The sequence below is a fragment of the Nostoc sp. MG11 genome (assembly GCF_014904695.1).
GTDB lineage: Bacteria > Cyanobacteriota > Cyanobacteriia > Cyanobacteriales > Nostocaceae > Komarekiella.
This window is the reverse complement of record NZ_JACXXN010000008.1, coordinates 76,812-89,000: the sequence shown is the minus strand read 5'-3', so window position 1 is coordinate 89,000 and position 12,189 is coordinate 76,812. Positions and strand designations below refer to the sequence as shown.

The 12,189-nt window shown below is 42.5% G+C and carries 8 protein-coding genes, 1 pseudogene and 1 riboswitch; of the genes and pseudogenes, 2 read left to right on the top strand and 7 right to left on the bottom strand.

Going from position 1 to position 12,189, the window contains the following annotated elements; genetic code table 11:
• Window positions 1–84 precede the first annotated feature (84 nt).
• Window positions 85–195: pseudogene (locus tag HCR01_RS40785) on the top strand (diguanylate cyclase domain-containing protein); the annotation flags it as partial.
• 300 nt (window positions 196–495) lie between these two features.
• Window positions 496–927 carry a HetP family heterocyst commitment protein gene (locus HCR01_RS14260; RefSeq protein WP_193196821.1) on the top strand — a complete coding sequence of 144 codons (432 nt, stop codon included), beginning with the start codon at window positions 496–498 and terminating at the stop codon, window positions 925–927.
• A gap of 256 nt (window positions 928–1,183) precedes the next feature.
• On the opposite strand, the gene HCR01_RS14255 is transcribed toward HCR01_RS14260, so the two are convergent.
• The 7 genes from HCR01_RS14255 to HCR01_RS14230 form a co-directional block, all read right to left on the bottom strand.
• Window positions 1,184–1,543: a late competence development ComFB family protein gene (locus tag HCR01_RS14255; protein WP_193196820.1), complete on the bottom strand. Its 360-nt coding sequence runs from the start codon at window positions 1,541–1,543 to the stop codon at window positions 1,184–1,186.
• Window positions 1,544–1,553: 10 nt separating this feature from the next.
• The gene (locus tag HCR01_RS14250) at window positions 1,554–1,727 is read right to left on the bottom strand and encodes a hypothetical protein (RefSeq protein WP_193196998.1); all 174 of its coding nucleotides are present in this window, start codon (window positions 1,725–1,727) and stop codon (window positions 1,554–1,556) included.
• A 365-nt stretch (window positions 1,728–2,092) separates the two neighbouring features.
• On the bottom strand, window positions 2,093–6,337 hold the full coding sequence (locus HCR01_RS14245; protein WP_193196819.1) for a PAS domain S-box protein: 4,245 nt from the start codon (window positions 6,335–6,337) through the stop codon (window positions 2,093–2,095).
• A gap of 319 nt (window positions 6,338–6,656) precedes the next feature.
• Window positions 6,657–6,821 (bottom strand): hypothetical protein, encoded by a 165-nt coding sequence (locus HCR01_RS38655; protein ID WP_226889340.1) that lies wholly within the window; start codon window positions 6,819–6,821, stop codon window positions 6,657–6,659.
• Between the two features lie 54 nt (window positions 6,822–6,875).
• Complete coding sequence (locus HCR01_RS14240) at window positions 6,876–8,438, bottom strand: phytoene desaturase family protein (protein ID WP_193196818.1); 1,563 nt, start codon at window positions 8,436–8,438, stop codon at window positions 6,876–6,878.
• A 575-nt stretch (window positions 8,439–9,013) separates the two neighbouring features.
• Window positions 9,014–10,288 carry a glycosyltransferase gene (locus HCR01_RS14235; protein ID WP_193196817.1) on the bottom strand — a complete coding sequence of 425 codons (1,275 nt, stop codon included), beginning with the start codon at window positions 10,286–10,288 and terminating at the stop codon, window positions 9,014–9,016.
• A gap of 161 nt (window positions 10,289–10,449) precedes the next feature.
• A riboswitch (cyclic di-AMP (ydaO/yuaA leader) is annotated at window positions 10,450–10,664 on the bottom strand.
• A gap of 439 nt (window positions 10,665–11,103) precedes the next feature.
• Window positions 11,104–12,090 carry a LysR family transcriptional regulator gene (locus HCR01_RS14230; RefSeq protein WP_193196816.1) on the bottom strand — a complete coding sequence of 329 codons (987 nt, stop codon included), beginning with the start codon at window positions 12,088–12,090 and terminating at the stop codon, window positions 11,104–11,106.
• Window positions 12,091–12,189 lie beyond the last annotated feature (99 nt).

Here is a 12,189-nt window from a genome sequence, read left to right as displayed (position 1 = left end):
CTGGATTGCAATATCACAGGTTATGTTCTTTGGCAAATTGCACTGCTTTATTGTAATCAAAAATCAAAATTCCTTCATTATTGCATCACCAACTACGACAACCTGACTGGATTACCCAATCGAGATTTGTTTCGCGATCGCCTTTATCAAAACCTATCCCAACCTCAGAACAGCCAGCGGCTTGTAAGTGTTCTGTAGTGGGTTCAAAAAAAATGTGCCAACTTGGCTGAAGTGACTATAGAAAAATAGTATTCTGTATATCAAGTGACTATTTTTTTGCAAATTTACACCAAAATGTTGGCGGTTGAAGCTAAACTGCAATGAATTTTCATCGCGTTTGTTTGCAAGATGTCTAATCATCAAACTATTAAATTTGAGGCTGTTCAGATAGTCACTACCGCATTGCAGACATTTTGCTCGCTTCAATTTAGTGACTATGAGAGGGTGGGTTCAATTTAGCAACCTCAATTTAGGTAAGTTATATCAGGGTTAGTTATGAATTACCACATTCCTTCTTCTCAGACTAATTACCATAAAGCCATTAGTCCAGAACAATTGAATCAGGTCATCGAAGCTATTGTCGATGGTCGATATTCCTGGGCTTGTGTACTAATTTTGCGTTTCGTTGGTTACAATCCACTCCACTTTATTCCCCAACGAACTTACAGTCGTTTAATAAAAGAAAATAGCCAAGTTCAGCCTCCAAGCAGATCTAGCCATCAAGTACAAGCAACCATGAATTCTACCTTAAGTAATCCTGGTAGACAAGATTCATCTAAAGTTTTAGGTAATAATAACCTAGATTATTTAGAAACTTTAGACAAAAAACAGCGCGATCGTCAAGATAGTAATATACCACTTTATTCAGACACAAAGATTACAGAATTATCTTCGTTCAGACTTCATAAACTGCACAAGCACAACTAGTTCCGCTTGTATACGAGGCGTACGCATGCCTTACCTCTTTGCAGAAATACGCTGAATTCAAAATTTCAAATAACTATGTGTTTTTAGTTGCCGCCATGATGTCCTAGTTACAAAACCTTTGTACTTCTTTTTCTTGGCAGTTTTAATTACAATTATCAAAAATTCACGTTTTTACAGGCATTCTCTTTGCTTAGCTTGCTTCCCCATACGCTTACACAGCAGGGCGTAGCCCCAGAGCAAATTACGAATTACGATCCTAGCCAAACCAATCAGATGGAACATGAGACGGATCAACTGCGTCTGGAATATGCCGAGTTATCTCCTCTGCTTTCTCAGATAAAATTTGTTCAATTCCTTGATGAATAATGGCTTCTATATGTACAGTTTGTTCGAGACAGTAACGTATGGAATCTGAACTCATCAAATTCTCTTTTTCTTGTTCATCAACTGTTAGATAATGATTAGGAATTCTATTTAAAGTATAAGCAATCAAATTTTGCCTAAAATCAGGGTTTGCAAAAGCTTCTTGATAAGGATGATGAGGATATTGTTCTAAAATATCCTCAATTTCTTGAACAACAAACGGCATTGTTAAATTAACAATAGTTTTAGACATTTTTCAATACCTATTTTGCATTTTCAATAGTTATATTTTTTAAAATCAAGGTCTGATATTCTCCTGATAAAGTATAAAAGAGAAATTTTTGAGATTTAAAACGCTCATCAGCTATTTGTTGTAACTGCTCTAGAGTAATTTGTCCAGCGATCGCTAAATCATCAATCTTCCTAACAACATTCATCAGACTCAAATTCCCAGTAATGAAAAGGAAAAGCTTTGTTTACTCACTGCAATACCTTTTGGTTAAGGGGGAAAGGGTTAAAGGGTAAAGGCTGAAATTTACCTAGCTAAGCTAGGGTAGCTGGGGGGAGTTGTATTCGGATTTTTGTGAAATGGTATTACAGTCTAAATTTAGGAAAACAATTTGAGGAACTTGTGAGGGAATCATCCAATTAAGAACTTATGCATCGTCAAAAGTTAGGAGTCAAGGGTCAAGAGACAGTGGTTATTTATTTCCCTTGTCACTTCAGTCCCCAGTCCCCAGGAATGCACTGAGCTTGTCGTTGGCGCAGTCTCTCGTAGAGAAGTGTCCCCAGTCCTCTAACTCTAGCCTCGAAGTATCTGGTGTAAGCTTGTCAATAACTCTCTAGCTGTGTAGGGCTTTGATAAAAATGCTTGGATATCAGGCCCAGTAGCTTGAGTGAAGAACTCAGTTGAGTGTAGTCCGCTACAGGCAATGATTTGAACTTGTGGGTTCATTTTTTGCAAGGTGCGGATGGCGGTGATGCCATCCATCTCTGGCATCATCATATCCATTAGTACAGTATTGATTTTATGCTTGTGCTGGGCATAGAGGGCGATCGCCTCGATTCCATTACTGGCAGTGAGACTCTTGTAGTTGTGGTTGTCCAGAATGATTGTGGCAATTTCACGAATTTGGGCTTCATCATCTACAACTAAAATCAATTCTCCCTGCCCTTGAGGCATATCTAGGTTGTCTGTACTCAAGTTTTGGGTTGCTTGCACCGCTGGCAAAAACAGCCTAAATTGGCTACCCTGCCCAATTCCTTGGCTAGATACCTTGACAAAACCGCCGTGACTTTTAATAATGCCGAGCGTAGTTGAAAGGCCTAGTCCCGTACCTGTGCTGACATCTTTTGTGGTAAAAAATGGCTCAAAAATTCTATCTAATATTTCTGGCGGCATCCCAATTCCATTATCCGCAACAGTAATTACAATATAAGGCCCAACTATGGCTTCAATATTCATTTTGGCATAAGCATCATCAATGAACTTGTTCTGAGCAGAAATTTTGATATTACCGCCATCTGGCATCGCATCACGGGCATTTACTACCAGATTCATCAGCACTTGATGCAGTTGTGTAATGTCTCCAGAGATAGTCCAAAGGTCTTCTGGTATGTCTGTGGAAAATTCAATCGATTTAGGAAATGTCTGCTGAGCAATCTGAGTAATTTCCGAAATCAGGTGTTTTGGTTGGAGAATTGTGTGTTCTCCTTTAAATCCTCGCGCAAAAGATAAGACTTGCTTCACTAAAGCTGCACCGCGTTTGGCGTTGCTTTCTACAAGTGCCAGGAGTTGCCCTGAACGCTCCTCATCCTGGGCAAATCTTCCTTGTACTAATTGAGCCGCTGCCAAAATTGGTGTCAGTATATTGTTCAAGTCGTGAGCAATGCCACCTGCAAGAGTGCCAAGGCTTTCCAACCGCTGAGTGCGAAAAGATTGGGCTTGGTGTTGTTTCCTTTGCGTGATATCAGTGTCAACGCTGAGGATGGATTTAGGTTCTCCAGCAGCATCGCGCATTAATGTCCAGCGACTTTCTACGATAATTTCCTGACCGGATTTTGTAACTTTATTTAACTCACCATGCCACGAACCAAATTCAACCACATTTCTTAAAGCTATTTCCAATTCCGGCGAAGTTTTTTTGTATAAAAGCTCTTGGGGATTCTTTCCCACAGCCTCCGTTGCTTGCCAACCGTACAGACGCTCTGCACCTTTATTCCAAAATAAAATTTGGCTTTTGAAATCTCGAACTAAAATTGCATCGGTGGCGATGTCAAGCAGAGCTGCTTGTTCGTAAATTTTCTGTTCTGCTTGCTTGCGATCGCTAATGTCAGAAAATGAAGCGACTACTGCATAGGGGATTGGGTTATTATCTTGAAACAGAGGTTGAGAATTAATCAAAATCCAGGCTAGTTGTCCATTGGGCTTGTAGATTCCCATAACCACATTTGAACAAGGTTTGCCTGTACGTAAGCTGACTACTGGTGGGTAGTTTTCACAAGGGAAGGGCGAGCCGTCTTCACAAATAATTTGCCAACATGAATCTTTAGGAGTTCGTCCGATAATTTCGTCAGTGGCAAGCCCCAGAATGCGTTCAGCACTTGTATTACAAGCAATTATTCTGCAATCATCAGCCTCCTGTAGCACAACACCTTCTTGCATGGCTGTCACGACTGAACGATAGCGTTCTTCGCTTTTGATGAGAGCTTTCTCAGCCTGCTTGCGATCTGTGATATCCCTAGTTGTACCGATCATCCGTATCGGCTGACCAATTTCGTCATGGTAAACCTGACCTTTGCAATTTAACCAGTGTAAGCTGCCGTCGGGCCAGACTACCCGGTAATCCACAGATCCGCTTCCTTGTTCAAGGGCGTGAGCTAAAGCCTCTTCCCTAGATTTGCGGTCTTCTGGATAGATTAAGTTGAGATAATCCTTATGGTTTGGACACAAAGTACCGCTCGGCAAACCATATAGTGGCCCCATATTATCAGACCAAAGAGTGTGGTTGGTGAGCAAGTTCCAGTCCCATATACCCATGTGGGCAGCTTCCAGGGCTAAACTCAATCGCGCCTCACTCTGGCGCAGTGACTCTTCTGCTTGCTTGCGTTCTGTGATATCGTCGGCGACGCCACCATAGGAATAAACGTTTCCTTGTTCATCTTGCATGGCAAAGCCGCGATCCCAGATCCAACGCATCGATCCATCAGGTTGCAAAATGCGATATTCTTCACTAGTGGCTTCACCACGCTTTTGCCGCTCTAATTTTGCCATTAAGCGATCACGATCCCCTAGATGAACTCCGTCTACCCAAGAATTAGGCTGGTCACGCAGACTTTGACAAGAGCGACCCCAAATTCTCTCATAAGAAGGATTAACATACAGGTTTTCCCCGGTTTCTGGGTTAGCAATCCAGATGAGTGCATGGGTGTTTTCGGCAAAATGACGAAATTTTTCCTCGCTCTCCCGCAGTGCTTCCTCCATCTGCTTGCGCTCAGTAATATCTCTTCCAACTCCTTGAATTTCAAACACCTCTTCTGTTTCATCCTTAATTGCGGACAGGTTCCATTCAAACCAGCGAAGACCATTAACTGTGAATGTACGTTGCTCTCTAATATTCAAGCAATGGGGTGGCGATAGGATGGCTGTCACATATTGCATCCCTTGAGGCAATTCATCTGGGTGGAAAAACTGAGATAACGACTGACCACGCAATTCATCCAATTGCCAGCATAATATTTGACACGCCGCTGTATTAGCAAAGGTAATCTTTCCTTGCAAATCTATACGGATAATCATATCGGTTTGGCTTTCAACTAGCTGACGATAGAGTTTTTCGCTTTGCCGCAATGCTTCCTCGGCGCGTTGGCGCTCGGTGATTTCTTCTTGCACCAGCGTGTTAGATACAACAAGTTCAGCCACGCGTCTTTCTAACTCCTCAGTGGCTCGGCACAGTACTTCTTCCGCCTGTTTGCGTACGGTGATATCGCAGAGCAACCAGCGCCAGCCAACTCGCTGGCCTCGTGAGTCACACACGGCAGCTAACCTGATACTTGCCGGAAAAGGTGTACCTCTGCGCGGCTGTAGATAAATTTCCCAGTCCTGTGTCTGTTGAAAATTATTCAGTTGGGCGATAAAAGTCGGATGGTCTGGCTGAGCAATAAACAAAATCAATGGTTTACCTACCAGATATCTTTGCTGCATACAGAGTAAGGTTGCTGCTGCATGGTTAGCCTCTATGATGATCCCGGTTGCATCAGTTACCAAGTAACCATCTGAAGCAAATTCAAACAAATCCTGGTAACGTTGACGCTGCGATTCTAGTTTCTCACGAGCAGCAGACAGTTCTTCGTTTTGTTGGCGCAGTTCCTCTTCTACTACCTTGAGTTCTTCGAGGGTTTGCTGAAGTTCCTCGTTGACTTGCATGACTTGGGGTAATTGTCCCTCAATCAATCGTTTTAAATAATTGTGAGTTTGGCAGCATACTTCCTCTATTTGCTGATTAGTGTTCTCTAATTCATCTGTGGGTTTTTGTAAAAATTGCTGTAACCCTTCAACGACCTCAACCATTTTCACAAGATCAAATGCTTGCAGCAAGGTAGTTTCTGTGACTATTCCTACTAATTGCTTCTCTAAGTCCAAAATGGGTAGATAGCGAATTCGATGCTGACGCAATAACGACCAGGCTGTGAAGATATCCTGAGAATCTGATTGTGTGAGGGTAATAACTTGCTGCCTCATCACCTCAGCTATTTTCACTGTGGATAAATCTTTATAAGAATTTGTGATTTTTACTACATCTTCTTCAGTTAAGATTCCCAATAACCGCGATCGCTCCACGACCAAGACGCAGCCACTTACTTGCTGACTCAAAATGCTTGAAGCGCATGGCGAACTTAAATCAGTCAGATCATAATTGCTACTTCGTTCCTGACTCATCAACGCAATGGCTTCGACTACAGATCTATTAGGGCTAATCGTCAATGGAGAACGATCAATAACATGATATAAAGTAGGCAAATCAATAAGCTGATCTTTTAATCGCATAGTTAATTCGTCAATTCTAGTTATGTTATTGACATGAAAACGATACGGTGAAAGCTATCGTGAGAAAACTGAAGAATAAGAGTGTTGATCACGCTGTAAGAGAGTATTGATTAAATTTATTGATAAATATGCCATGTCAATATTACAAAGCTGTGTGCAAGAGTTATAGCTCAAGTTAATATCTCAGATGGAAAGAGTACGGAATTTTGTAGTGGTCAAACTAATTCTATTGTTAAATCAGCAATAGATGAGCTGTTATCTCAATAAATTATCCTATTTAAATAGTACAGATAGTACTGTTGGAGTGCCATCTGTGCAATTAATTGCTTAAGGGATGAGATGTTATTCCCCCCATGAGGGATATGCGATAAGTATCAATAAGCATCACAGCATTACTGCTAGCATCTGGGCAGAGGAGCCTAATGGCTTTTGCTAAACAGCGATCGCTATCATGAATGCGTAAATTACTCAAATAAGAAAGCATTCAAGCATTTTGAGAAACCAATATGCTTGAATGCTTATTGAATTGCAAAGATTTTTAACTAACTGCTGCCATCTGAGATGTTTCAGATTTCTGCCACACTGATTGTCCTGTTAGGAGTTCCGCTACATCCATACCATTGCCTATTACACCAGGTACGCTAGGATAACCAGCACTCGCTCCCACAAAGAAGAGGTTAGGTAACTCCATTGTATATCCTAGGCGATTTAAACCAACCTGTTTGGGTACTAATTTTGCACCATAAATATTACCCCGCGGTTGACCTAAATAAAATTCGCTGGTAGTGGGTGTACCATAAACTTTCATCCGGGCGTAGTTGTCTACGTCTGGAATCAAATCCCGCACGCTAGTCATTATCTGCTGATAAACTTCCCGCTTTTTGGCTTTATACCCTTTCGGATTAGTTTTGTGCAGCTGTTCAAAAGGTTCATAAGGGCAGACGGTGGCAATTTCTAGGACATGATGTCCCTCTGGCCCCATCCCTGGTTCGCTGGATTTCATCGTCGGACAAGAGAGGAAAATCCACGGGTGGCTGAGATCTCCTTGCAATTGTTGTTGATATTCTCTGTTCAAGTCGCCTGTCGGGTAGTACCAGATATTCCAGTTACCGATGCCATAGCGTTGGGGATCGAAGCGGCTATCTAAACCCAGGTATATATTGAAAGCACTGGTTGAGTATTCGTATCTGGTGAGACGTTGACGCTCCCTGTAACTCAAAGCTTCTGGATCATGCATCAACTCTACTGTTAATTTGGGGTCGAGGTCGCTGATATAAGCTTTGCTGGCGCGGTAGATTGTCCCGTTGTCAGTAAGTACGCTGTGAACGGTGTGGTTGCTAACTTGGATATGGTTAACTGCTGTTGAGTACTTAACGACACCTCCACCTGATGTAATTGCCTCAACAATACTGTCAACAAAATGTTTGAAGTGATATTTTGGATAGTAAGCACCTTCTGAGTAGTCCCAAACAAGAGAAGTGTGGGTGAGTAGCGCAATTTGCTGCGGTGGTAATGCATAGTCGCCACTTTGTCCCGCCAGCACTGCTTGCAGTTTGGGCGACAATCCCACATAGTTATATAAATCTTGTAAAGTCCAATTCCGCTTCCAAAATAAATTTAAATATTTTGGCAACTTCAACCAGTCAGACAACTTCTGATCAAACCAGCGTACTTCTCGCACTAGGTTACGAATTTCTTGATGAAGTTGCTGAATTTCGTTACAGTATCGATTGATGGCATCAGTCTCTTCTGGAAATGTGGAAAGTAAGCGCGATCGCAGACTTTCCCATCCCAAGGGAATTTTAAAATCTGCCTCTGGTGTGATGACTCGATCAATGCAGTCTGGATCAAGACTATTAAAAGGGACATCCTGCTGAATATAGTTGAGAAATTGACCTATAGTATGACGCTCACCACATTGAGAAATGTAATGTACGTCAGCACAAAAGCTATATTCACCATAATCAAAAGTATGACAGCATCCACCAGGTAAATAATGTTGCTCTAAAACTGCTACTCGGTAGCCTTGTCGAGTTAAACAGGCTGCGGCCGAAAGTCCACCTAGTCCAGCTCCTAGAATCACATAATCGAAGATTTCCATCTCAGCCTCCTCTAGCAATGTTAATTTTGGTGATATGGTTTTTGATCACCGTTTTTTATTTGTATAAATGCCAAAACCTTCGGCGGATCTTCACCTAGCTTTGAAATTTTTAATCAATGAAAATAAGGCAAACCAACCTGAAGGAAAAAGTATAAAGATTTTCATCAGTATCAAGGCAATTCCGCCAAAACCGAATTTTTTAATAATTTAGCTACGGCAATTTTTTGCCAACAAATTAGCTAATATGTTAGATGCCCAGAATAATGTTTAAGCTTACTGTTAACTAACCGCAATTCTTTGTCAAAGTTTGCAACTAGTTAGTAGAAGATAATTGATTAATTAAAGCCCTTTTATTCACCCTTTATTTAGTTTATCGAAGCTGGAAAAATTTGTTTGTCAATATTTGCTTTTTTTAACATGAACTAATACTGATTCAATTAGTAGAGACGTTGCATTGCAACGTCTCTACATGGTCTATCTGTCACATTCTTTTTTTAAATTGGTATAACATGAACGATCGCAAGATCCCCGACTTCTCAAAGAAGTCGGGGATCTGGGGGATCTTATCTTGTTATTTAAGCTGCAATACGTGGTCGGCTCTTGGATGTAGGTGCAGTCTGAACCAGCAGATGAGTGTATAGCTGAGTCAGTCTAGATGCCACACTATACCAACTAAAGGCAATTTCTGTGCGTTGCCGAGCAGCTTGACCTAGCTGATCTCGCCAAGCTGGGTTGATGAGAATACGATCTATGGCGGCGGCAAAAGCTACTTCATCTTTGGGAGGCGCAAGTAACCCCGTGATTTCAGGTACGACTGTAAACTGTAACCCGCCAACATTACTAGCTACAACTGGTGTCTGACTAGCCATTGCTTCAATAGTGACTAAACCAAAGGGTTCATAATGGCTAGGTACTACACAGACATCAGCAGCAGCGTAGTAAAAGGGAAGAATATCATCATCTAGGCGACCAGCGAAGGTTGTGCAATCTTCTAGCCCAAGTTCTGCGACAATACTGGCAATGCGATCGCGTTCAATTCCATCACTCTGACCTGGACGGCTACCACCACCAATTACTAATTGGAGGTTAGCCTCACCCCTTAAACTAGATTTGGCTATGGCTCTTACTAAGGTTTCAATCCCTTTACGCCGATCAAAACGACCAACGTAAAGAACCATTTTGGCATCCTGTGCAATTCCTAGTTTTTCCCGTGCAGCAGACCGCTGAATTCCTCCAAATTTATCAATATCGGTACCACAAGGAATCATTTCTATTTGTCCCTTGGCGGAAACGAGTATTTGCATGTCCTTCTGCTCTTGTGGACTAGTCGCAACCACCCGGTCTACAGTCTCCAAACAGGCTTGTTCTACAGCTAATCGCTGAGTAGCAATTAGGGGAACATCACTAATACTTCTATATTTGACCGCTCCTAGAGAGTGGTAAGTATGTACCTGAATCAGCGGTTGTAGCTTTTTCAATTCCATACCTACCCAAGATGATAACCAGTAGTTGGTATGAATTAAAGAGTAACAAAATCCTTCGCGCTGCTGGAATTGTTGAAATTCTTCGATGAATTCAGGTAGATGGTCAAACAGGTTATCTCGCCCAATGAATTCAACTGGGCCAGCTTTCAACCGAATAGTACGACAGTTAGGGTTGTGTTGAACGATCGCAGCTTGCTCAGGATTACTGCGACGTGTGAACATATCTACTTGCCAACCTTGCTGGGCTAGTGCATAACCGACTTGACGCACATACACATTTTGTCCACCAGCTTCTTCCTGGCCGATTTCAACAGCAGGATCACCATCAACAGAAATGAAGGCAATGCGGTGTTTTTTCTGGAACATAGTCAAGTTTTACCTCAAGGCAACTAATCCTGTCTCTGACGCCATAAATCAAGCTAATTATCAGCCTTTCTTTAAGACCGAGCGCAGATATAACGAAGAGTAAAGTTACCAGCCAAGGACACTAACGAGAACAAAGCATTACTTGTTAGAATGCTGCTCGTTCAATCTCCTCTCAATGCCGACGAAGTTAACTGACGGGCTAGGACTGAGAGATGTCCTTCTTGTAAAGAATGAGGTCTGAAGTTTGAAGTTTATGCTTCATACTTTAGTCCTTATCTTTTTTGCAGATATGCCCCAAACTTGGTTCCTCCGTTCCAACTGACTCTCGTAAACAAATGTTTACTGGGGAAGAGAGCGGATTAGGCAGACTGATTTACATTTCTTCAGACTCTAACTTGTAACTAGAACTACGTCAACAGTATGAACAAAAATAGTGTGATCGTAATCACCTGAGTTAGGCGATAATATTCCTTCAATGCAAACTTTTAGGAAACGAAAGCACTACAATTTTTACCCCTCAAAGGTGACTTCTGCACCGTCCACCCAAGCTTGCTTTAGCTTTATGCCATCAGATGTAGTTGCACACTTATATGACGAAATGGATGGTATTGCTGAATTGAAATATGAAATTTAAAAACTTAATATCTTAAACTCTTACTCTCTGCGCCTCTGTCTTGAAAAGTTATGATGCCTAGGTTGGGCTGCGTCAACGCCGGGAGCCGACGCACCCTGCGGGTTGCTACATACTTTTCGCTGTGTCTGTGCGTGTTAGCGTACCCCTTTCCTACGGAACGCTCTGCGAACGGAGAAGCAAGCTACGCGGAGTGTCTGTCTGTGACACGCTGCGCGTTTGCGTAGCATCCCGCAGGGAACGTAGAGAAGACTTCCCAGTAGGGCGGATCACCCAATCGTTTCATCAAGAAATCGATGAACGTTTTAACTCGCACAGAATGCCTGCGATTTGGCAGATAAAGCGCGTAAATACCCATATCCATGTTGGTTTGGGGATGTACCTGAAAATCCGTCAGCACCGCTTCCAACCTTCCAGCTTGGATGTCTTCACCAATCAACCAAGTTGGCATCAGGATAAGACCTGTGCCACCCAAACACACCTGGCGGAGTAGCTCAGAATTGCTCGATATTACGGAGCCGCTTACTTTTACCTCGCAAACCTCAGTATCTCGCTTGAATCGCCAGACGTCATACCCCATAGAATAGGTAAACAACAAGCAGTTGTGGTGTGCTAACTCGTCTGGATGTTTAGGTTTACCATGCTGTGTGAAATACGTCGCACTGCCGCAGACAAGACGTATCCGTGAGGCAATCTTGCGGACAATGAGATTAGCACCCGAGCGATCAAGATTCCCAATGCGGATAACAATGTCTAGCTCCTCTTCCACCAGATTAGATAATCCATCACTCAATCTCAGATCCAGCCTGACTTCTGGGTATTGAGTGAGAAAATCATTAACTATAGGTGCAATATGAAGTCGCCCAAATGCAACTGGCATACTGACCTTCAACAGCCCACGTGGAACTTCCTCCTGCTCCGCAACGCATTGGTTCGCTTCTTCTACATCTTGCAGGATACGAACTGCTTTATCGTAGTATTTGCGTCCCTGCGGTGTGAGACTAATACTGCGGGTTGAGCGATTGAGTAGCTGGGTATTAAGCATATCTTCGAGAGCATTCACCTGACGGGTTACTGAAGATACTGCCATCTGCAACTGCCGCGCAGCTTCGGAAAATCCGTCAGTTTCCACCACTTTCACGAAGGCACGCATAGCTGCAAACTGATCCATCGGCTAGACTCCTACTTTTGCACAAAACGCAAAGGTGTTTGGCATAACAGCCATATTATCATTTCTAATGAGTGAGGTTAGAGTTGAGATGTAGGAAAT